Raw genomic sequence first — 21,711 nt, 5'->3', positions numbered from 1 at the left:
CCTCACACAGCCGGCCCTCACCCAGCCGCTCCTCACACCAGGGCGGTCTTGTAGAAGATGCTCGCCTTCCTGGCCCCGGCGGCGCCCGAGGCCAGGCCGAGGCAGAGCCTGGGCCGGCCCGAGGCGATCTGGATCGCCATGCCCTCCGGCTCACGGTAGTCCAGCGACTTGCCGGCCTGGGTCAGAGCCCGCTGCACCGTGCGGCCGGTACGCAGGTCGACGCAGGTGACGTAGGTGTTGCCCGGAGCCGGGTTGGCCGGGCCGTAGGCGTCGCCGTCCAGCAGGTAGAGGTAGTCGCCGTGGGCCGCGTACCCCTGGAAGGTGCCGAGGCCGGCCGGCTGGGCGATGTCGTGCACGGGGGTCCGCGAGCCGGACTTGACCGCCTGGAGCGGGAAGACGGCGTAGCGGAAGCCGCCGTTCTTCCGGTAACGCATGACGAGCCGGCCGGTGGAGGGGTCGATGGCGCAGGTGGTGTTGGTCGCGCCGGTGACGGGCGCGTACCGCGTCACGCCGGCGGACGTCGGGGTGATCGTCCGGCCGGAGGCGAAGGCGAATCTGGCGAGCCGGTTGCCCCAGGCGTTGGCACCGTCGGCGACCGCGCCGGTCTCGGTCCACAGGTAGGCCGATCCGCCCGACGGCTCCACGCCGATCTGCACGCCGTGGCCGAAACCCATGAGGTACATGTGCCCGAGCACCGCGCCGCCGAGGCTGAGCCTGGTCAGGCAGAGGTGGCCGGCCGCCGAACTGCCGGCCCCGTTCTTGACCTGCACCGCGTAGATGTGGCCGTGGGCGTTGTCGAAGGCGAACGACTGCAGGACCGTCTCGTCGTACAGCGCCTTCTTCCAGATCAGGCTCGTGGCGGGCGCCGCCACGTCGAACCGGCCCGCGGCCCCCGCGGCCCCCGCGGTGGCCTCGGCGGCCCTGCCGCTCAGCAGCGCGGTGACGGCGGCCCCGGCGCCGCCCACGAGCAGCCCTCTCCTGGTCATGAATGACGACATCTCGGACAAAGGTCCTCCGCAGCGATCGACAGGAGTCCAACACCCTAGCGGGTGATCTCGCCGTGGTAGACACGTGCCATGTCGTCACCCACCGCCCAGCGCCTCAGCGTCGTCCCGTCCGCGTTCGCCGTGGAGCACCTGCCGCACGCGACCTTCCCCGAGGACGACGAGTGGATCGCGCTGGTCCGCGCCCCCGAGGGGCTGACCGTTGTCCGCGAGACCTGGCCGTCGGGCTCGGGCGAGCGCTGGATCGGCCTGTACGGCGCCGCGAGCGCCCACGACCTCGACGTCCCCGGCATGCTGGCGGCGGTCGTGGGGCCGCTGGCCGAGGCGGCGATCCCCGTCTTCGTCGCCTCGACCTTCCACGCCGACCTCGTCCTCGTGCCGGAGCCGAGGGTAGGGGAGGCGGTGGCCGCCCTCGAAGGCGCGGGGCACCGCGTGGACACCCGGCACCTGCGGTCGTAGGCCGCACTCCCCGGAGGCAGCGCTCGTCGTAGGCAGTGCTCGTCGTGGGCGGTGCTCGTCGTAGGCGGTGCTCGTCGTAGGCGGTGCTCGTCGTAGGCGGTGCTCGTCGTAGGCGGTGCTCGTCGTAGGCGGTGCTCGTCGTAGGCGGTGCTTAGGAGGGCCAGTCCCAGTGGGGCACCTCGCGCAGCGGGTGGAGCTGGTCGTCGGTCTCGGCGTGGGAGTTCTGGTAGGCCACCTGGGTGCCGAACTCGACGTGCTCCCGCAGCGCCTGGCGGAACGGCGCGTCGTCCGGCAGCCCGGCGTCGTCGGCCGCCGCCATGAACAGGTCGACGAAGCGCTGCCGCTGCTCCTCGCGGATGCGCAGGCCCCGGTGGGCCTCGATGAGGGTGGGAAAGCCGCCCATCTCGCGGGTGAAGACGTCGGGGCCGCCGAACGTCTCGGCCGTGAAGGCCGTCAGGTGCGCGACGTGGTGCGGGCGGCCGGCGCCGAAGAGCGGCTGGAGCAGCGGGTCCTTCAGGACGCTGCCATAGAAGAGGTCGACGAAGCGGTGGAGGGCCTCGTGCCCGCCGGCGTGCTCGTACAAGGAGACCATGGTTACAGCATTACAAATGCCCGCGGACGCGTGAAGGGGCGCGAGGCGAAGCCGCCTCGCGCCCTTTCACCGCGGATCACGGCCAGTCGCGGGCCGGGCGCAGCGGCAAGCCGGAGCGGCCGTCCTTGTCCAGCTTGACTCCCAGCACCTGGTGGAGCTGGACCTTGTTGCGCTCGAAGCCGACGATGCAGCCCGCCATGTACAGCGCCCACACCCGGGCGGTGCCCATGCCGACCTCCTCGACCGCGTCGGCCCAGTTGGCGTCGAGGTTGTCGCACCAGTGGCGCAGCGTCTTGGCGTAGTGCTCGCGCAGGTTCTCCTCGTGGCGGATCTCGAAGCCGAGGTCCTCCATCTGCCGGATCAGCCAGCCGACCGACTCCAGCTCGCCGTCGGGGAAGACGTAGCGGTTGATGAAGCCGCCCTTGTTGAAGGTCTTCTCCGCGCCCGTCGGCCGGGTGATGCAGTGGTTGAGCAGCCGGCCGCCCGGCTTGAGCTTGCCGTACAGGAACTCGAAGTAGGCCGGGACGTTGTCCTTGCCGATGTGCTCGGTCAGGCCGATGGAGCTGACCGCGTCGAAGCCGCTCTCGCTGACGTCGCGGTAGTCCATGTGACGGACCTCGCACAGGTCCTGCAGCCCCGCCTCGGCGATGGCCCGCTGCGCCCACTCGGCCTGCTGCTTGCTGAGCGTCACACCGAGGGCCTTGACCCCGTAGTGCTTGGCGGCGTGCATGACCATGCCGCCCCAGCCGCAGCCGACGTCGAGCAGCCGCATGCCCGGCTGGAGGCCGAGCTTGCGCGCCACCAGGTCGAACTTGGCGTACTGCGCCTCCTCAAGGGAGGAGGAGTCGCTGGGGAACACGGCGCAGGTGTAGGCCATGGACGGGCCCAGCACCCACTCGTAGAAGCGGTTGGAGACGTCGTAGTGGTGGTGGATGGCCTCGGCGTCGCGCTGCTTGGCGTGACGCGAGCCCAGCCGGGCCAGCCTGCTCTGCCGCATCTCCTGCGGAGGCGGCGGCACCCGCATGAGCAACGGCTTGACGCCCAGCGCCCGGACCGCGGCGATCTTCTCGGGCGTGGTCAGGTCGTTGGTCGTGATGTTCCACATGCGATCGAGCAGGGTGTACATGTCGCCGTGGAGGTCCAGGTGCCCCGACACGTAGGCCCTGGCCAGGCCCAGCTCGCCCGGCGCCTGCGCGAGGTAGGCCACCGCGATCGGGGACTTGACCTCCAGGCAGAGGTCGGCCCCGTCCGGCCCCGCCTTGCTCCCGTCGTACGCCCGGAAGGCGATCTTCGCCTCGGAGCCGACGATCTTCTCGAAGATGCTTGCCAGAGCCATCTCTCACCTTCCCCGCACACACTTGTCGTACAGGTCCAGCAGGCGCCCGTCCCGGTCGTATTCCCGTTTGACCGGCCAGTACGCGCTGCCGTTGTACAACTCCCAGAACTGCTCGCGAGCGTAGAAGGACGTCGAATAGAGCGACTTGTGCCCGTCGAGGTCGTGCACGGAGCTCTCGATGAGCCTGTTGTAGTAGCCGTCGAACCGTCCCCGCGGCAGCGGAACCATCCCCCAGAACCCGAAGTTCACGTACAGCCGGCCCGGCTCCAGGGGGTAGAGGGGCCAGCGGGACGAGGCCCGCAAGGGGCACATCCAGACCGGCGTCATGCCGACCTGGTCGTAGAAGAAGTCGAGGAACTCGGCGCCCCGCTCGGCCGGCACCTCGACGTCCTGGATGACCGACTCCTGCACGGGCCGGCCGGCCCAGCGGTCGATCCGCGCGGTCACGCCGTACCGGCGGTCGAGCGCGACGAGCCTGCGGTAGACGTCGGAGCGCATCCAGCGGCGCGGCATGAGCGAGCGCACGACGGGCTGCTGCACGCCGAAGGCGCGCGAGCACCAGAACCAGTCGGTGTCCCAGCGCCACAGGTAGTCGCGGATCGTCAGCCAGTCACGCTGGCGGTTGCGGATCGACTGGTAGTAGATGCGCATCCCGGTGTAGTCGGAGACGTACGGGGCGCGCTCGGCGAAGCGGCCGAGTGTGATGTACATCTCCTGCGGGGTGAAGAACACGCCGTCGACGAAGTCGACCGGCTCCCCCTCGTGCTCCATGCTCTCGCAGATCTCCTGCATGGCGAGCATGCACTTGTCCGCGTCGGTGAACGGCACGTGCGTGAGGCGGACGTACGGCTGGACCGGCTTGAGCCTGATCTTGATGCGCAGCGCGTAGCCGAGCGTGCCGTAGGAGTTCGGGAAGGAGCGGAACAGGTCGCGGTGCTCGTTGTCGTCGCGGGCCACGACGACGCGCCCGTCGCCGGTGAGGATCTCCAGCTCCTCCACCGACTCGTGCGGCAGCCCGTCGCGGAAGCTGGTGGACTCGATGCCGAGGCCGGTGACCGCGCCGCCGAGCGTGATGGTCTTGAGCTGCGGCACGACGTACGGCATGAGGCCGTGCGGGAGCGTGGCGTCGACCAGGTGCTCGTACGTGGTCATGCCCTGGACCTCGGCCGTCATCGTCTCCGGATCGACGCTGATGACCTCGTCCAGGTCGCGCGCGGACAGCTTGGCCGTCTTCTCCGAGTCGCGGAACCTGAAGAGGTTGGACGTGGCCTTGGCCAGCCGGGGCGCCGCACCGCCGGGGATCTCCGCGTAGGACCGCTGGATCTGCTCTACTGCCCGTCGGTGTGTCGACATCGTCGTCGTCACCTCAAGCACCCCCTTTGAGCTGGTAGAGATCGTCCGTAAGAAAGTATCTCTCGCCTCGGATCTCGAACAGACCGGGGTCGTTAAAGACTCGAAAACTGTTCATCGCACCAGGTGAATCGCCGATATTCGGGGCTAATGACCGAGCTTCCTACTGATCGTCGGGGAAACACCGTTCAGCACGTTCGTCACCGGACGGCCGTCGAGGGCGGCCGTGAGGTTGGCGAGGACGGCCTCCAGCAGGCGGCCGGTGGACCCCGGGGTGACGCCGGCGACGTGCGGCGACAGCAGGACCCCGGGCAGCTCGCGCAGCGGGTCGCCGGCGGGCAGCGGCTCGGTCTCGAACACGTCGAGGGCCGCACCGCCGAGGTGCCCGTCGCGCAGCGCCCCGGCCAGCGCGTCCTGGTCGACGACGCCGCCGCGGGCCGCGTTGACCAGCAGGGCGCCGGGCTTCATACGGCGGGCGTCAACGAGGCCGCGCGTCTCGTCGGCGAGCGCGATGACCACGACGAGCACGTCGGAGCCGGCCACCAGCGTCCGCAGGTCCACGTGGCCGGGCTCGTCGCGGGGCGTGCGCGTCCAGTACGACACCTCGCAGCCGAAGGCCCGGAACAGCCGGGCGCAGGCCGCCCCGATCGGGCCGAACCCCACGATGCCGACCCGCCTGCCGCCCAGCTCGCCCGGCTGGAGCGACTGCTGGGGCCAGCCGCCCGCGCGGACGGCGGCGTCGGCCTCGGCCAGCCGCCGCACCAGGGCGAGCGCGGCGGCGACGCACCATTCGGCGACGGCCACGGCGCTGACGCCCGCGGTGTTGGCCAGGGGGACGCCCGCGGCGGCCAGCGCGGCCGCGTCGTGTCCGTCGACCCCGACGGACGGCTGCTGCACGAACGCCAGCCGGGGCGCCGCCGCGACCGCCTCCGCGTCGAGCGCCAGCTCCGCCGTCCAGTCGCCGACCACGATCTCGGCCTCCGGCAGGGCGGCCAGCAGCGCCGCGCGGTCACGGGAGGCGGGCACCCGCAGCTCCACCCGCCCGCGCAGCGGGGCCATCAGGCCGCGCAGCGCGTCCTCGGGGAGCGGGGGCAGGGCGAGGAGGTTCCAGGGCGTCATGCCCCCACGGTAAAGCTGCCGATCACCTGCCGCATCAGCCCGGCGTTGCGGGCCCACTGGGCCTCGGCGGTCGTCCACGACAGGATGTAGGTGGTGTCGCCGGCGGTGACCGCCCGCCGCAGCTCCCGGTACCGCACGCCCTCCCGGGCCCACGGCATGTCGGACGTGGGGCCCGCCGTGTAGACGAACTGCGACTCGACGGCCCTGACGCCGTGGTGCAGGACGGCCCGGCGGCCGGCGGCCCGCACGTCCGGTGCGCTCTGCCGGAGTATCTCCTCGGCGTCCTGGATGAGCTGGCCGGCGTCGCGCTGGACGTAGACGGTCTCGACGGCGAGGTGCGCGGCCCCGTCGCGGCGGGTCCACTCGGTGAGGGCCTCCTTGCGCGCGCCCCTCCAGCCGACCGGGCGGGCGATCGACCAGCCCTCGGGCGAGGTCCAGGCCCGCGTGACGGGCGCGGTGCGGGTGGGGGACGGCGTCGGCGTGGCGCTGGGGGTGGCGGTCGGGGTGGGTGTGGACGCGGTCGCGGTGGCGGTCGCGCTCGGCAGGGGGCTGGTGGCGGCGCGCTGGGCGATGTTGGAGGTGCCCTCGGCGGGGGGTACGAGGTTCAGGTAGGCGACCGTGCCGCCCGCGAGGACCAGCACCGCGGCGGCGGCCGCGGCCAGCAGCGTGCGGCTGGAGCGGCGGGGCACGGCCTCGTCCGGGACGTCCATGTCCGCCCCGGCGGGACGCAGGTTGACGACCTCGGCGAGCAGCCGGTCGGCCTCCTCGGCGCCCATCCGCTCGTGCGGCTCCTTGCGCAGCAGGCCCTTGAGGACCGGGTGCATCGCCGGCGGGATGCGGCGGTAGTCGGGCTCCTCGTTGAGCAGGGCGTTGAGCGTGGCCATCGGCTCGCCCCGCTCGAACGGCGAGCGGCCCACGAGCGTGGCGTACAGCGTCGCGCCGAGCGACCACAGGTCGGAGGGCGGCCCGGCCTCGGCGGCGCGCACCCGCTCCGGCGCGAGGAAGCTCGGTGACCCGGTGACCATGCCGGTGCTGGTCAGCGAGGAGTCGCCCTCGGCCGTGGCGATGCCGAAGTCGGTGAGCACGGCGCGGCCGTCGTCGGCGAGCAGGATGTTGCTCGGCTTGACGTCGCGGTGCAGGATCCCGGCCTCGTGCGCGGCGCGCAGGGCGGACAGCACCTGCCGGCCCACGTCGGCCGCCTGCCGGATGGGCAGCGCGCCCGTGGTGGCGACGACCTGCTCGACCGAGGGATGGCGGACCAGCTCCATGATGATCCAGGGGCGGCCGTCCTCCTCGACGACGTCGTAGACCGCGACGACCGACGGGTGGTTGAGCCGCGCCGCGGTCCGGGCCTCCCGGGCCGTCCTGAGGAGCTGACGCTCCTGGTCGGCGCGCGACAGCCCGTCGGGCAGCAGCACTTCCTTGATCGCGATCTGCCGGTTGAGCAGCGTGTCGCGACCCTCCCAGACGACTCCCATGCCGCCGCGGCCCAGCTCGCGGAGTAACTGGTAACGCCTGGCGATCAGCGGCGTGCTTTCCGAAACCATGTCCTACCCCTGTAGACCACCCGATCAGTGGGCAAGTTTCCCATACCTGACCTTGCTTCGTCGGAAGGTCGCAAAGGTGGCTTGCGACAGCTCGCCGAATGTTGTTCTACTGGGGTGTTCCGCAGACGTCGGGCGCGGCCGCGCCCATGGAGGAGAGTCCCATGTCCGAAGGCCGTCAGGGACCGCTCGCGGGTGTGCGCGTGCTGGAGCTCGCCGGGCTCGCCCCCGGGCCGTTCGCCGGCATGATGCTCGCCGACCACGGCGCCGAGGTGCTGCGGATCGACCGGGTGGCCGCCGTCTCGGACCTCCCGCGCGCCGACGTCATGGACCGCGGCAAGCGCACGATCGGGCTGGACCTCAAGTCGCCCGAGGGCGTGGCCGCGCTCAAGGAGCTGGCCCGGGGCGCGGACGCGGTCATCGAGGTGTTCCGGCCCGGCGTCGCGGAGCGGCTCGGCATCGGCCCCGCCGACCTGCACGCCGTCAACGAGCGGCTCGTCTACGGCCGGATGACCGGCTGGGGCCAGGACGGCCCCCTGGCCGCGACCGCCGGGCACGACATCGACTACATCGCCATCGCCGGCGTGCTGTCGCAGCTCGGCCGCGCGGACCAGCCGCCGACGCCGCCGGTCAACATCCTCGGGGACTTCGCGGGCGGGGGCCTCATGCTCGCCTACGGCATCCTGCTCGCCCTGGTCGAGCGGCAGCGCACCGGCAAGGGTCGGGTGATCGACGCCGCCATGGTGGACGGGGCGGCGCTGCTGTTCGCGATGTTCTACAACGCCGCGCAGAGCGGCTCCTGGGGGCCGCGCGGCACCAACCTGATCGACACCGGCGCCCCCATGTACGACACGTACGAGACGGCCGACGGAGGCCATCTCGCGGTGGGGGCCCTGGAGTCCAAGTTCTGGGAGGAGCTGCTGACCCGCATGGGCCTCGCCGGTGCCCCGGACCTGCCGGACCGCGGCGACCGGGCCCAGTGGCCGGCGCTCAGGGCCCGGCTGGCCGCGGAGTTCCGCAGGCGGACGCGGGCGGAGTGGGAGGCCGTCTTCGCGGGGTCGGACGCCTGCGTGTCGCCGGTGCTGTCGATGGCGGAGGCGGCCGGGCACCCCCACAACGTGGCACGCGGCACGTTCACCGAGGCCAACGGGGTCGTCCAGCCCGTGCCCGCGCCCCGCCTGCTCGGCGCGCCGGAGCCGGACCTGTCGCCGGCGACCCGGCTGGAGGACCTGTCGTCGTGGGGCATCCCGGCCGAGACCGCCGCCAAGCTGCGCGCCCAGGGCGTCCTGGCCTGACCCCCGGCGCTTGGCTAGATCGAGATGTAGAGGTCGGCCCCCTCCGGGTGGTGGACCTCCAGGTCCGTCGTGAACGCCCGGGCCGGGGCCGCCCCCGAGTCGGTGTGCGCCCACACCCGCTGCCACGCCTCCACGATCGCCTGCGGCATCGGCCCGCGCGCCTCGAAGCGCAGCGACTTCGCCGCCGGCACGCGCACCGCGACCATGCCCTCGGGCAGCCGCACCACCGTGCGGACCCCGGTGCCCACGATCTGCGTGTAGGCCCCGTTGTGATCGCTCTCGTAGTCGGTGAGCACGGCGTACAGGTTCTCGTCGATCCGTCCGGGCACGTGCGCGAACGCCCCCGGCGCGCCGGCCCGCCTCCACAGCGCGGGCAGGCTCGCCCTCGCCGGGTCCATCTCGTCGGCGTTCGTGGTGCGGATGGCGAAGCCGACGACGATCAGCTCGTCGCGGTCCGTTATCTCCACTGGGACCCTCCTCCCCCTCGGGTGTCCGGGCCGATCATAAGCCCCCGCGAACGGGGAAAACCCCTGGAAGGCCCTGTCACCGCATAAGATGGACGAACGTGAGATTTCTCAACGGCATCGAGCCGCACCACGACCTCACCTACAGCGACGTGTTCATGGTTCCGTCGCGCTCATCGGTCGGATCCCGGCTCGGGGTCGACCTGTCGACCTCCGACGGCACGGGCACGACCATTCCGATCGTCGTCGCCAACATGACCGCCGTCGCGGGCCGCCGAATGGCCGAGACCATCGCGCGCCGCGGCGGCGTCGCGGTGATCCCGCAGGACATCCCCATCGACGTCGTCGCGGACGTCGTCGACTGGGTGAAAAAACGCGACCTCGTGCACGACACGCCGCTCACGCTCACCCCGCACGACACCGTCGGGGAGGCGCTGCAACTGCTGCCCAAGCGGGCGCACGGCGCGGTCGTCGTCGTCGACTGGGACAACCGCCCGGTCGGCGTGGTCACCGACGCCGACTGCCAGGGCGTCGACATGTACACGCAGCTCTCGCAGGTGATGTCGAGCGAGCTGCTGACGCTGCCCGCCGGGCTGGAGCCGCGCGCCGCGTTCGAGCGGCTGCACGAGGGCCGCCACCGGCTGGCCCCCATCGTGGACGGCGACGGCCGGCTCCGCGGCATCCTGACCCGCACGGGCGCCCTGCGCGCCACGCTCTACAAGCCCGCGCTCGACGCCTCCGGCCGGCTGCGCGTGGCCGCCGCCGTAGGTGTCAACGGCGACGTCGCCGCCAGGGCCAAGGAGCTGATGGAGGCCGGGATCGACTGCCTGGTCGTGGACACCGCCCACGGCCACCAGGACAAGATGATCTCCGCGCTGCGGGCCGTGCGGGCGCTCGACCCGGGCGTGCCCGTGGCCGCCGGCAACGTCGTGACGGCCGAGGGCGTGCGCGACCTCGTCGAGGCCGGGGCCGACATCCTCAAGGTGGGCGTCGGGCCGGGCGCCATGTGCACGACCCGGATGATGACCGGCGTCGGCCGGCCGCAGTTCTCGGCGGTGCTCGAATGCTCCACCGAGGCGCGCCGGCTCGGCCGCCACGTGTGGGCCGACGGCGGCGTGCGCCACCCGCGCGACGTGGCCCTCGCCCTGGCCGCCGGCGCGGCCAACGTGATGATCGGCTCGTGGTTCGCCGGCACGTACGAGTCGCCCGGGGACACGCGCACCGACGCCGACGGGCGCAAGTACAAGGAGAACTTCGGCATGGCCTCCGCCCGCGCCGTGCGGCTGCGCACGGCCGAGGACAGCCCGTTCGACCGGGCCAGGAAGGCGCTGTTCGAGGAGGGCATCTCCACCTCGCGCATGTACTTGGACCCGCGCCGGCCGAGCGTGGAGGACCAGGTGGACGCGATCGTGGCGGGGCTGCGGTCCGCGTGCACGTACGCGGGGGCCACGACGCTGGAGGAGTTCCACGAGCGGGCCGTGGTGGGCATCCAGGGCTCGTCCGGCTACGCGGAGGGCATGCCGCTGCACCAGAGCTGGTGATCTCCGCGGGCCTCGGCTCCGCGCCGAGGCCCGCGACCAGTGTCGCGGTCACGGACCCGATCCCGCCATCGCGGGGCCGGAGAGATCCGTCGAGCGATCAGCAGTCTCGGTCGCCGAGGTCGAACTGACCGAGCTGGGTTCTGGAGGCGACGCCGAGCTTGGGAAATGCCTTGTGCAGGTGGTAGCCCACAGTGCGCGGGCTCAGGAAGAGCTGCGCGCCGATGTCGCGATTCGTGGCGCCCCGCGCGGCCAGCCGTACGATCTGCAGCTCCTGCGGAGTCAGCAGGCCGGCCGGGCCCGTCGCCCGCACGTCGCTGACCGCCTCTCCCGTGGCACGCAGCTCGGCGCGGGCACGGGTCGCCCAGGGGCCGGCGCCGGCGCGTTCGAATGTTTCCAGCGCCTGCCTGAGATGGATCCTGGCGTCGGCCTTGCGCCGGCCTCTGCGCAGCCATTCGCCGAACAGGAGTCTGGTGCGAGCTTCCTCGAACGGCCGTCCTCCGTTCAGGTGCAGGCTGATGGCCTCCGCGTAGCGGCTTTCCGTCTCCTCTTCCCCCACGGCGGTCAGCGCCCTGCAGCGCAGAGCGACCGCGCGTGCCCAGGGCTGCCTGGTGGCGGTGGCCCATTCCTCGAACCTGGCGAGCGGCGCCCGGGCCCGTTCGGCCTGCTCGCACCGGACCGCCGCTTCCACCAGGTCCGGCACGAAGAGGGTGGGTGTGAGCTGGTGGCGGACCACGCCGGTGATGCCCGCCTCCAACAGCTCCCATGCTGCCTGAGTCCTGCCCTGCCCGAGGGCGAGCAGGCCCTCCGCCCAGACCGCCCAGGCGAGGCTCGACACGTTGCCGTGGTCGGTGGCGTGAGCACGGACGCGGCGCGTGAGCTGCTCGCAGGTCAGATCGTCGCCGGAGACAGCGGCGAGCCAGGCGAGTACGCCCTGGAGGTGATCGACCCGATGATGCTGCCCTGTGTCCTCGGCGATGCGCACGGCTTCGGCGGCCGACGCCTGCGCGTCCCGGAACCGGCCGAGATACAGCTGGCTGCTGGCCAGATTCTGCAGCGCGTGCGGCAGCCGGCCGATCATCGCCTGCGCCCGGCAGTCGTCGACCAGGCGGGCGGCCAGATCCATGGACGTCTCGTCGTCGCCCACCATGAAGGCCATCGACGCGATGATGAGCCGCTCCCCGGGTCCCGCAGGCGGGAACCGCCTGGCGTCGGCGAGTGCCGCGTGGATGCGGACCAGCCCGCGGGCGGCGTCGCCCGCCAGCAGGGCAGCCAGCCCGGTCATCCCGGAGATGACCGGATGGAGGGGATGCCCCGATGGCAGGGCCAGGCCGTTGACACGATCGACGGCCTGGCGCGCCAGTTCGGGCGCGCCGGCGAACCAGGCATCGCGTACGGCTTCGAGCAGCATGGACGCGGCCATGGTCGGGTCCGCGTCCGCGATGGGCGCGGCGGCGGCCGTGAGGATGCCGTGCGCGACGCGCGGTGAGCCCTGCTCGAATTCGACGGCCGCGCGTACCCCTGCGAGCCTGGCGCGCTCGCGCGGATCATCGGTGAGCCTGGCGGCGCGGTCGGCCAGCGCGCGGGACTGAAGGAGCTGACCGGCGTCCATCGCCGCCTCGGCGGCGCTGATCAGCCGGCGTACCCGGTGCCGCGGGTCGGGTGTGAGCTGCGCCGCGCGCCGGTAGGCCGCGGCCGTGGCGGCGTGGCCGCTTCTGCGCCTGGCCTGTTCTGCCGCGTGCTCCAGCTCGACGGCGACACCTTCGTCGGGTTCGGTGCAGGCGGCGGCGAGGTGCCAGGCTCGCGCGTCGCCGGCCTCGCCGATGGCGGCGGCCAGGGCCCGATGCGCGGCCAGGCGTCTGGTGAAGGGCGCTCCCTGGTAGGCGGCCGCCCTGATCAACGGGTGCCGGAAGGCGAGACCCTCGTCGACACGGATGAGCCCGGCGCGCTCCCCCGGCTCGACGGCGTCGGGGGCGACACCCATCCGCTGCGCGGCCCCGAGGATGACGGCGAGGTCGCCGGTGCTCTCCGCGGCGGCCACGAGCAGCAGGGTCTGGGCAGGCTCCGGCAGGGCGTGGATCTGCGTCTGGAATGCCTCCTGCATCCGGCCGGTGAGCGGTAGGGGGCCCAGATGGTAGGCCAGCGGGGCGACGTGTCCGGCCCGCTGGTCGAGCGTGAGCGCCGCGGGCAACTCGATGAGCGCGAGCGGGTTTCCCTCGCTCTCGGCGAGGATGCGGTCCCTGACGTGCGGCGCCAGCGTACCGGCGGCCTCGCCCAGCAGGGCGGCCGCAGCCTCCGGGCCGAGGCCGCCGAGCCGGGTCTCGGGCAGCCCGGACGGCCGGAATCCGTGGCTGCCGTCCCGCACCGCCAGGATCAGCGCCACCCCTTCCGCCTCCAGCCGCCTCGCGGCGAAGACGAGCGCGTCGGCCGAGGACCGATCCAGCCACTGGGCGTCGTCGACCAGGCACAGCAGAGGCCCGTCGCCGGCGAGCTCGGACAGCAGGGTCAGGGCGCCGAGACCGATGAGGAAGCGGTCGGCCGCGCTGGAAGGGGCCAGCCCGAAGGCTCCCCTGAGCGCGTCCGCCTGCGGAGCCGGGAGCCGGTCGAGGCGGTCGAGCCCGGAACGCAGCAGCAGGTGAAGCGCGGCGAACACCAGCTCGGTCTCGCTCTCGATGCCCACGCCGCGCAACGTCCGCATACCCATGGCGGATGCCTCCCGCGCCGCGTGATCGAGGAGCGCGGACTTACCGATTCCCGCCACGCCACGGAGCACCAGGACGCCGCTTCGGCCGTCCCGGGCCTCTGCCAGCAAACGGTCTATCTGTTCGATCTCGGCGGCGCGCCCGTACAACACGGGACGATCCTATTGATGCCGTTACGTATCCCGCCGTCGGGATGACCGGTCATGTGTCAGATTCCGGGCAGATGGCGTAGCTCTAGCGTCATCGGCATGGATCTTCCCCTCTACTCCCTGGCGGAACGGGACCGGCGCTGGGACCTCGCCCGCGAGCTCATGGATGCCGAGAACGTCGACGCGCTCGTCGTCTGCGGCGGGCGGGACAACAGCGGGCCGGGGGAGTGGGCGCCCGATGTGTTCTTCACCAACGACCGTCCCGGCGCGATCGTCGTCTTTCCGCGCGCCGACGAGCCCCTCGCGCTGGTCCGCTCCCCTGCGCACATCGGCGACCACCTCGAGGCGAGCGCGTGCGGCGACGCGGTGTGGATCAGACCGGAGAACATGCTCGTCGCCAAGCACGCGGAGGGTGTGGCCGAGGTGCTGCACGCGCACGGGCTCACCAGGTCGGCGGTCGGCGTGCTCGGTCTGGAGCCCTGGCCGCCCTTCCACGCCGATCCGCTCATGCCGTACACGTTGTGGGCGTCGGTGCTCCAGCGGCTCCCCCAGCTCACCTTCAAGTCCGTGGACGCGGGATTCGTGACGCGCGCGCTGGTCCAGTCGGCCGAGGAGCTCGCGGTGATCGGCCACGCGGCCGCCATGGGCGAGGCGATGGCGGAGGCCATGCTGCGGGCGGTACGGCCTGGCGTGAGCGAGGCGTCGGTGTACGCGGCGGGCATGGCCGAATCAATGCGCCGGGGCGCCGGGGCGCCGGGCATGTCGATCGCATCGGGCAAGGAGTTCGTCTCGTGCGGCCCGCCCGCGTGGTCGTACCGGCCGCAGGCGCCGCGCCTGATCGAGGACGGCGACCTGGTCCTGGCCGAGATCTCCTGCTCATACGGCATGCGCGAGACCCGGCAACGGGTGGCCATCGCCGTCGGAGACATTCATCCCGAGCTGGAGTCGGCGGCGAAGACGGCCCGCGCCTCCTATGAGGCGGGGCTGGCGGTCCTGCGTGCGGGGCACACGTTCGGCCAGGTCGTGGCCGCGATGAAGCAGCCACTCCAGGAAACGGGCGGCTGGTACGCGCACTCGCTCGTCCACGCCGTCAATCCGTGCGGGCCGGTATGCGGATCCGGCGCCAGGCTCGGCCTGCTGCCGGAGACCGCGCGCTACGGGCTGCTCGCCGAGCAGCCCACCATCGGCTCCGACCTGCCCCTCAGCCGCGGGATGACCTTCGTCCTGGCGCCCACCTGCGCCTACGGCCGTCGCCTGGCCGGCCTCGGCGGCACCGTCGTGGTCGGCGAGGACGCACCGATCGAGCTCAACACCATCACCACTCACCTCATGAGGAGCAACTGATGACACGCCACCGATCCACTGCCGCCGCCGGCGTCATGGCCGTCACCCTGATCGCGTTGTTCGCCTACCTGTCACCCGGGGCGGCCCTGTGGCTGACCTTCATCCCGGCCATGGTGATCGCCTACGGCTGCCACCTCGCCACCACCAACCGCCGGCTGCCCGACGCCTCCCGGGTGCTGCCGATCTACCTCATCGGGCTCGCCTGGCAGTTCCTGCACTTCGGAGAGGAGTTCATGAACGGGTTCAACGAGCGCTGGCCGACCGAGGTCTTCGGCGCGCAGGCCATGTCACTCCCCCTGTTCGTCTGGATCAACATGATCTCGTACGCGGCCTTCGCCATGGGTGCGCTCGCGATCTACCGCGGCTGGCGGGTGCCGCTGCTCATCGCCTGGTTCTTCGCGATCATGGGGGCGATGGGCAATGCGATCGGTCACCCGATCTACGACCTGGTCTCGGGTGATCTCGCCTTTCCCGGCATCGTCACCTCGCTCGGCTACTGGATCATCGGCCCGATCCTGGTGTACCGGCTCTGGACGGCCTCGCGTCCGCAGGCGGTCTCCGCTCCTGACGCCCGGCCGGTAGCCGCCTCCATGTGATCAGCCGCCGCGCAGCCAGTCGATCGTTCACTCAAGAGACAGTTCAGTCGATGAAAGGTGACCACGATGTCCATCTCACACATTCCTGAGCGCGAGATCGCCGAGCGGCCCCAGGGCTACGGCGGCCCGAACCTGTCACCGGTGGGTCTGGAGCTGGAGCCGTACGAGCTCACGCAGGGGGTATGGGCGCTCATGGCCAACGTGCCCCCGAAGGACAACAACGGGGTGGTCGCGGGGCGGGACAGCGCACTGGTGATCGACGCCGGGATCACCGCCGACGTGTCGGCCAGGATCCAGACCGCCGTCGCCGGCCTCAGCGACCGGCCGCTTCGCTACCTGGTCAACACGACTTATCACGGCGACCACACCTTCGGCAACGCCGCATTCCCCGACGAGGTCGTGATCGTCTCGTCCAGGGCCAACCGGGCGAACATGACTGACCTGGCCTACGAGAAGCGGACCCGGTCGGCCAACATGTACGGCGACGCCGCTCTGCTTGACGAGATCACCTTCTGGCGCAGGCCGGATCTGACCTTCGACTCCTACGCCGAGATCGACCTGGGCGGACGCGTCGTCCAGCTCCATCACTTCGGACCGGGCAACGGCCCCGGCGACACCATCGTGTATGTGCCCGACGCCCGCACCGCCTGGACCGGCAACTTCCTCTGCCATGCCGGCACGGCGCACATGCTGCTCCAGGGAGGCCCCGAGCCGTACCTGGGCTCGCTGCGCAGGATGCGCGAGGCTCTGCCCGAGCTGGAGACCATCGTCCCCGGCCACGGCCCGATGGGCGACGGGCCGGCGGCGGTGGACGCCCTCATCGGCTACCTGGAGCGGCTGCACGACGAGGTCCAGGCGAATGTGGAGGCGGGTCACAGCCTGGAGGAGACCCTCGCGGCCTGCACCGACCCCTGGGCCGAAGCCCTCGACCCCGGGCTGTCAGCCGCACTCGCCCGCTACCCGCTGCCGCGAGAGGCCGCACAGCAGGGCATGCTCGCCCTCTGCCGCGACCTGCACCGCCTCAACATCCTGGCCACCTACCGCCTCTACGAGAGCCGGTGAGCGCTCGGCCGTCCCAGGCCCACAGGCATCAGGACGTAAGCGGGCAGCGAGCGGCCCACAGCCGGGCGGAGACAGCCGGGCGGAGGGCGCGGACCGGACATCAGGCCACGGCTCAGCCGATGCGGCGCCAGCCGCCGGCGGCGTGGATGCCGCCGTCCACGTGGAGCGTCGTGCCGGTGACGAAGCGGGACAGGTCGCCGGCCAGGAACACCGCGGCCGCCGCCGCGTCGGCGGGCTCCCCCAGGCGGCCGAGGGGCGGCAGCCGTACGGGCTCGAACGGCGGCGTGCCGGGGCGGGCCGGCTCGCCGGGCCGGCCGGTGCGGACGGTCTCGCGCATGGCCAGCTCGCCCTCCGTGGGCAGGGCGTCGGGCGCGATGGCGTTGACGCGGACGCCCCGGGGCGCCAGCTCCAGGGCGAGCGACCTGGTCAGGCTCTCCACCGCCGCCTTCATCGCCGCGTAGATCGCGAATCCCGGCGCCGCCTGGTGCGCCTCGCTGGACGTCACGTTGATGATCGACGCCCCCTCGCCCATCATCGGCAGCAACCGCCGGATCATGGCGGTGACCTGGGTGAAGTTCTCCTCGATGAGGGTGCGCTCGCCGCGCTCGGACGTGCCGGTGAACGGGGCGTGGAACGTGCCGCCCGCGTTGTTGACCAGGATGTCCACCCTCCCCCACCGCTCACGTACGGCGCCGGCGAACACCTCGGCGGACACCGGGTCGCGCACGTCCAGCGTCATCGCGAGGTCGCCGCCGGGCGGCGTGACGCGGTCGCACACCGCCACCTCCGCGCCGAACGCCGCGAACGCCTCGGCGATCGCGCGGCCCAGCCCGCGCGCCGCGCCGGTCACCACGGCGACGCGCCCGGTGAGCAGGATCCCGTCGGGTGAAAGGGCGGCCATGGACGTCGACGATATCCCGAGCACATAGAGTCGTCGGGTTGTCCGTTCACAAGGTCAACACCAGCATCAGCCATCGTCAACAGGAGCACTTCGTGGCACTCGAGAAGCCGGAAATCGACTTCCCGGAGGGCGAGCCGCCCGCCGACCTGGAGATCGTCGACATCGTCGAGGGGGACGGCCCCGAGGCCAAGCCCGGCCAGAACGTCAGCGTCCACTACGTGGGCGTCGCCTTCTCGACCGGTGAGGAGTTCGACGCGTCGTGGAACCGCGGCCAGGCGTTCGAGTTCCCGCTGGGCGGCGGCCGGGTCATCGCCGGCTGGGACCGCGGGGTCGCGGGCATGAAGGTGGGCGGACGGCGCAAGCTCGTCATCCCGCCGCACCTCGGTTACGGGAACAGCGGCGCCGGCAGCCGTATCAAGCCGGGAGAGACGCTCATCTTCGTGGTGGATCTCCTGGGCGTGCGCTAGCCGTCGCGGGCAGGCGGGCCGGCCGGGTCTCCCAGGGCCCGGCCGCCCCGCTTCGCGACTGAATCGATGCACCCCGAGGTGGGGAAATGTCGGTGTCGTGGGGCACCATAGGCGATGTGCTACTGATCGACGTGGTGCGGGTCTCGGAGGCGGTGACGCGGACATCGGCGCGCCTGGGCAAGATCGGCCACCTGGCCGAGCTGCTCGGCAGGGTGGGCCCCGGCGAGGCGGAGATCGCGATCTCCTACCTGTCCGGTGAGCTGCCCCAACGCCAGATCGGTGTCGGCTGGCGCACCCTTCAGGACCTGCCGCAGCCCAAGCTCGCCGCCACGGCCACACTGGCCGGCGTCGACACGCGGCTGAGCGCGATCAAGAGCGTGTCCGGGCAGGGCTCGCAGTCCGCCCGCAAGGCGCTGGTCGACGAGCTGTTCGCGGGGCTGACGAGCCAGGAGCAGGCGTTCATGCTGCGGCTGCTCAGCGGTGAGCTGCGGCAGGGGGCCCTCGACGGCGTGATGATCGAGGCGGTCGCCAAGGCGTCCGGCGCGCCCTCGGCCGACGTGCGGCGGGCGCTGACGCTGCGCGGCTCGCTGCCCGCCGTGGGGGCGGCCGCGCTGTCGGGCGGGACCGAGACGCTGCGGGAGTTCCGGCTGGAGGTGGGGCGCGCGGTGTCGCCCATGCTGGCCGGCAGCGCGCCCAACGTCGCCGCCGCCCTGGCCAAGGCGGGCGCGCCCGCCGCGCTGGAGTGGAAGCTCGACGGCATACGCGTGCAGGCGCACCGGTCGGGCTCGGACGTCAAGGTGTTCACCCGCACGCTCGACGACATCACCCCGCAGGTTCCGGAGCTGGTCGAGGCCGTGCTGGGCCTCCCGGTGGACGACGTGGTGCTCGACGGCGAGGTGATCGCGCTGCGCCCCGACGGGCGGCCGCACCCGTTCCAGGTGACCGCGAGCCGGGCCACGAGCAAGCTCGACGTGGCGCGGCTGGCCGAGCGGACGCCGCTGAGCGTGTTCTTCTTCGACGCGCTGCGGGTCGGCGGCGAGGACCTGCTCGACCTGCCGTACGAGCGCAGGCAGGAGGCGCTGAGCGGCACGGTCCCGCCGGCGCTGCTCACGCCCCGCCTGGTCACGGACGACGCGGCCGAGGCGGAGCGGTTCTTCGCCGACGTGGTCAGGGCCGGGCACGAGGGCCTGGTCGTCAAGTCGCTCACCTCCCCGTACGCCGCGGGCCGCCGGGGCGCGGGGTGGGTGAAGGTGAAGCCGCGGCACACGCTCGACCTCGTCGTCCTGGCCGCCGAGTGGGGGCACGGGCGGCGCCAGGGCAAGCTGTCCAACCTGCACCTGGGGGCCCGCGACCCGGAGGGCGGGTTCGTGATGCTCGGCAAGACGTTCAAGGGGCTGACCGACGAGCTGCTGGCCTGGCAGACGGAGCGGTTCCTGGAGCTGGCGGAGGGGCCGACCGACGACTGGACGGTGACGTTGCGGCCCGAGCTGGTGGTGGAGATCGCCTTCGACGGGGTGCAGCGCTCGCCCCGCTACCCGGGCGGCATGGCCCTGCGCTTCGCCCGTGTGCTGCGCTACCGCCCCGACAAGCGGGCCCAGGACGCCGACACGGTGGAGACGGTCCGCTCGCTCATGCTGTGACACGCCGCGGCCGTCACCAGCCGCTTGATCAAGAGGCGACAAGAAACCATCAACGCCTCAAATGATCAAATATCGGTCTAACTGCGAATACGCGCCGATCATCACACCAAAGAGCGCCATTTTGCGATCTTTATTACAGAGTGGGATATATCACTCAGCATCACATTAACTTGTCTTTACCTGCCCGCGGTCGCATATGTTCGTCCACGCCGCCGGGGCTCGCCGCCCCGCCCGCGGGATCGGCCGACGTGCGTCCCCTTCATCCTCCCCCGTCTGGCCTTTCCCTGTCCTGTCCCCTAGCTAGGACTGTGGTTTACCTTGGGCCAGCATTCGCAGAAGCCGTTCCACGACCGCCCCCTCAGCCGCCTCGCGGCCCCCGGAAAACGCCGCTGGACCACCGTGGCCGCCGGCGCAGCCCTCCTGGCAGCCGCGTCCACCACCGCCTGGGCCGCCGTCTCCGACGACGAGCCGCCCACCGCCGCGGCGCTCGCCTCGAACCCCTCCCCCGCCACGGCAGCGGCCACCACAGCCGCTCCCAGCTCGCCGGCTCCCACCCCGGCCGCCACGGCACCGTCCGTCCCGGCCTCTTCCCCCACCGCCGCGGCCAAGCCCCCGGCTCCCGCCAGGCCGAAGCCGGCCGCCGCCCCGGTCGCCGCGGCCAAGGTCAAGACCGTCAGAACCAAGACCGTCAAGGCCAAGAGCACCAAGAGCACCAAGAGCAAGACGAAGAGCAAGGTCCTGTCGAGGGGTACGTGCGGCGCCTCCTACTACGACGAGGGCCAGATGACGGCCAGCGGCGAGCGGTTCAACCCGTCGGCGATGACCGCGGCCCACAAGACGCTCCCCCTGGGCAGCCGCGTCCGGGTCATCAATCCCCGCAACGGCGACTCGGTCACGGTCCGCATCAACGACCGCGGCCCGTACGTGGGCGGCCGCTGCCTCGACCTGTCCCGCGCCGCCTTCGCCGCCATCGGCAGCACCGGAGCGGGCGTGATGCGCGTCAGCTACGAGGTCCTGGCGCGCTGACACCGGGATCACCCGCCCCCGCACCCCCCAACCGCCCCGGACGAGCGGGCTACTTCACCATGCGCAGCGTCAGCGGGTAGCGGAACGCGTTCTCCGACAGGGCCGAGATGCCGCCGACGATCGAGAGCACGAACGCCACCACCCAGATCACCGGTACGAGCACGATGCCGACGAACGTGAGCGGGAGCAGGATCGTCGCCCCCACCAGCGTGAGCTGGAAGTTCAGCGCCTCCACCGCGTGGCGGCGGATGTACGGGGACGTCTTGCCGGCCGTGAGCATGAGGATGAGCGGCCCGACGACGGGGAAGCCGACCAGCGCGAGCAGGTGGGCGGCCGAGGCGCCGAACCGTTCGGCGCCGTCGGCGGGCCCCTCCCGGCGCATCGGCGCGGGCGGCGGCACCAGCGCGGGGATGGCCTGCGTGCCGTACAGCTCGGTCATGATGGGCATCAGGTCGCCGTGCGTGCGCGCGGTCATCGCCCGCTCCAGGCGGTCGTCGAACTCGAACTTGTCGAACCGCCCCTCCGCGTAGGCCGTCTTGACGTGCTCGACGACGTGTTCACGGTCCTGGTGGGTGACGCGCAGGTGTGCCTGCGGCACCTGCCCCGGGCCCGGGGGTGTGGGGACCCCAGCCATGGCAACCATGCCTCTCCTTCGGTCGAGCTGTCACTGCCCATACTGCTTCATGCGGGATTTGCTGACCATCAGGAAAATCCCGGAGGCATCCCCTAGATCAGCCCCGACGCGCCGGTCGCTTCGACGGTATAAAAAGGATCCATGAGATGGCGAGACCGCTATGGCATCCGGCGGCTGCGCGGTTCCCGGATCGCGAAATTCGACCGCGAGGCGACGGACGCCGACATCGAGGCGCTCATCGCCTTCGCCAGGTCGCGGCGGGGCGTCGAGTTCTACGTGGAGCCCGAGACGTTCGCCACCGACACGACGGCCGTCGCGGTGGCCGACGACGGCGAGTGGACCCGGCGCCGGGTCGGCTCTCCTGGGGTGATCCACAAGGTGGCCCGTGATCTCGCCCTCCCGGTGTACGACGTCCAGCTCACCGGCTATCCGGCGCGGATGAGGGCGTACAACGAGCGTCGCCGTCGCGAGCAGGACGGGGTCTGACCT

At 71.9% G+C, this 21,711-nt stretch carries 20 protein-coding genes; 10 read left to right on the top strand and 10 right to left on the bottom strand.

Annotation, left to right across the window (positions count from 1 at the left end; all coding sequences use genetic code 11):
* Positions 1–32 precede the first annotated feature (32 nt).
* Positions 33–986, bottom strand: a complete 954-nt coding sequence (locus ACIBG4_RS05145; protein WP_397200754.1) for a teichoic acid biosynthesis protein C — start codon at positions 984–986, stop codon at positions 33–35.
* 90 nt (positions 987–1,076) lie between these two features.
* On the opposite strand from ACIBG4_RS05145, the gene ACIBG4_RS05140 reads away from it, so the two are divergent.
* Positions 1,077–1,463, top strand: a complete 387-nt coding sequence (locus ACIBG4_RS05140; RefSeq protein WP_397200753.1) for an ACT domain-containing protein — start codon at positions 1,077–1,079, stop codon at positions 1,461–1,463.
* Between the two features lie 151 nt (positions 1,464–1,614).
* Here ACIBG4_RS05140 and ACIBG4_RS05135 read toward each other — a convergent pair whose 3' ends face one another.
* The 5 genes from ACIBG4_RS05135 to ACIBG4_RS05115 form a co-directional block, all read right to left on the bottom strand.
* Complete coding sequence (locus ACIBG4_RS05135; RefSeq protein ID WP_397200752.1) at positions 1,615–2,055, bottom strand: group II truncated hemoglobin; 441 nt, start codon at positions 2,053–2,055, stop codon at positions 1,615–1,617.
* A 76-nt stretch (positions 2,056–2,131) separates the two neighbouring features.
* The gene (locus tag ACIBG4_RS05130; RefSeq protein ID WP_397200751.1) at positions 2,132–3,391 is read right to left on the bottom strand and encodes a class I SAM-dependent methyltransferase; all 1,260 of its coding nucleotides are present in this window, start codon (positions 3,389–3,391) and stop codon (positions 2,132–2,134) included.
* 3 nt (positions 3,392–3,394) lie between these two features.
* The gene (locus tag ACIBG4_RS05125) at positions 3,395–4,744 is read right to left on the bottom strand and encodes an FAD-binding oxidoreductase (protein ID WP_397200750.1); all 1,350 of its coding nucleotides are present in this window, start codon (positions 4,742–4,744) and stop codon (positions 3,395–3,397) included.
* 144 nt (positions 4,745–4,888) lie between these two features.
* A complete protein-coding gene (locus ACIBG4_RS05120; RefSeq protein ID WP_397200749.1) occupies positions 4,889–5,860 on the bottom strand; it encodes an NAD(P)-dependent oxidoreductase in 972 nt (323 codons plus the stop codon).
* Positions 5,857–7,407 (bottom strand): serine/threonine-protein kinase, encoded by a 1,551-nt coding sequence (locus ACIBG4_RS05115; protein WP_397200748.1) that lies wholly within the window; start codon positions 7,405–7,407, stop codon positions 5,857–5,859. Before ACIBG4_RS05115 ends, ACIBG4_RS05120 begins: the two co-directional genes overlap by 4 nt.
* 161 nt (positions 7,408–7,568) lie before the next feature.
* Here ACIBG4_RS05115 and ACIBG4_RS05110 point away from each other — a divergent pair, with 161 nt between their 5' ends.
* Positions 7,569–8,699, top strand: a complete 1,131-nt coding sequence (locus tag ACIBG4_RS05110; RefSeq protein WP_310711612.1) for a CaiB/BaiF CoA-transferase family protein — start codon at positions 7,569–7,571, stop codon at positions 8,697–8,699.
* Between the two features lie 14 nt (positions 8,700–8,713).
* Here the strand turns inward: ACIBG4_RS05110 and ACIBG4_RS05105 are convergent, their stop codons facing one another.
* Entirely contained in the window at positions 8,714–9,166 is a 453-nt protein-coding gene (locus ACIBG4_RS05105) for a GyrI-like domain-containing protein (protein ID WP_310711613.1), read from the bottom strand.
* 98 nt (positions 9,167–9,264) lie between these two features.
* Between ACIBG4_RS05105 and ACIBG4_RS05100 the strand changes: the two genes are divergently transcribed.
* Positions 9,265–10,704 carry a GuaB1 family IMP dehydrogenase-related protein gene (locus ACIBG4_RS05100; protein WP_397200747.1) on the top strand — a complete coding sequence of 480 codons (1,440 nt, stop codon included), beginning with the start codon at positions 9,265–9,267 and terminating at the stop codon, positions 10,702–10,704.
* Between the two features lie 97 nt (positions 10,705–10,801).
* Here the strand turns inward: ACIBG4_RS05100 and ACIBG4_RS05095 are convergent, their stop codons facing one another.
* Entirely contained in the window at positions 10,802–13,555 is a 2,754-nt protein-coding gene (locus ACIBG4_RS05095; protein ID WP_397200746.1) for an ATP-binding protein, read from the bottom strand.
* Between the two features lie 96 nt (positions 13,556–13,651).
* Between ACIBG4_RS05095 and ACIBG4_RS05090 the strand changes: the two genes are divergently transcribed.
* From ACIBG4_RS05090 to ACIBG4_RS05080, 3 genes are all read left to right on the top strand, one after another.
* Positions 13,652–14,896, top strand: coding sequence for a M24 family metallopeptidase (locus tag ACIBG4_RS05090; protein WP_397200745.1), 1,245 nt, complete (start codon positions 13,652–13,654; stop codon positions 14,894–14,896).
* Positions 14,896–15,492, top strand: coding sequence for a hypothetical protein (locus ACIBG4_RS05085; protein WP_310711618.1), 597 nt, complete (start codon positions 14,896–14,898; stop codon positions 15,490–15,492). Before ACIBG4_RS05090 ends, ACIBG4_RS05085 begins: the two co-directional genes overlap by 1 nt.
* A 66-nt stretch (positions 15,493–15,558) precedes the next feature.
* Positions 15,559–16,554, top strand: a complete 996-nt coding sequence (locus ACIBG4_RS05080) for an MBL fold metallo-hydrolase (protein WP_397200744.1) — start codon at positions 15,559–15,561, stop codon at positions 16,552–16,554.
* Between the two features lie 112 nt (positions 16,555–16,666).
* Here the strand turns inward: ACIBG4_RS05080 and ACIBG4_RS05075 are convergent, their stop codons facing one another.
* On the bottom strand, positions 16,667–17,455 hold the full coding sequence (locus ACIBG4_RS05075) for an SDR family NAD(P)-dependent oxidoreductase (RefSeq protein WP_397200743.1): 789 nt from the start codon (positions 17,453–17,455) through the stop codon (positions 16,667–16,669).
* Positions 17,456–17,547: 92 nt separating this feature from the next.
* Here ACIBG4_RS05075 and ACIBG4_RS05070 point away from each other — a divergent pair, with 92 nt between their 5' ends.
* From ACIBG4_RS05070 to ACIBG4_RS05060, 3 genes are all read left to right on the top strand, one after another.
* Positions 17,548–17,922: an FKBP-type peptidyl-prolyl cis-trans isomerase gene (locus ACIBG4_RS05070; RefSeq protein WP_310711622.1), complete on the top strand. Its 375-nt coding sequence runs from the start codon at positions 17,548–17,550 to the stop codon at positions 17,920–17,922.
* 116 nt (positions 17,923–18,038) lie between these two features.
* A complete protein-coding gene (locus tag ACIBG4_RS05065) occupies positions 18,039–19,562 on the top strand; it encodes an ATP-dependent DNA ligase (RefSeq protein WP_397200742.1) in 1,524 nt (507 codons plus the stop codon).
* A 318-nt stretch (positions 19,563–19,880) separates the two neighbouring features.
* Positions 19,881–20,588, top strand: a complete 708-nt coding sequence (locus ACIBG4_RS05060; protein ID WP_397200741.1) for a septal ring lytic transglycosylase RlpA family protein — start codon at positions 19,881–19,883, stop codon at positions 20,586–20,588.
* A gap of 49 nt (positions 20,589–20,637) precedes the next feature.
* Here ACIBG4_RS05060 and ACIBG4_RS05055 read toward each other — a convergent pair whose 3' ends face one another.
* The gene (locus tag ACIBG4_RS05055; protein ID WP_397200740.1) at positions 20,638–21,222 is read right to left on the bottom strand and encodes a DUF1707 and DUF4870 domain-containing protein; all 585 of its coding nucleotides are present in this window, start codon (positions 21,220–21,222) and stop codon (positions 20,638–20,640) included.
* A 141-nt stretch (positions 21,223–21,363) separates the two neighbouring features.
* Here ACIBG4_RS05055 and ACIBG4_RS05050 point away from each other — a divergent pair, with 141 nt between their 5' ends.
* Entirely contained in the window at positions 21,364–21,708 is a 345-nt protein-coding gene (locus ACIBG4_RS05050; protein ID WP_310711626.1) for a hypothetical protein, read from the top strand.
* The last annotated feature ends 3 nt before the right edge of the window (positions 21,709–21,711 follow it).

It is taken from the genome of Nonomuraea sp. NPDC050383, from assembly GCF_044459125.1.
Taxonomy (GTDB): Bacteria; Actinomycetota; Actinomycetes; order Streptosporangiales; family Streptosporangiaceae; genus Nonomuraea.
Note: the sequence above shows the minus strand (reverse complement) of the source record. Positions and strands in the feature narration are given on the sequence as shown.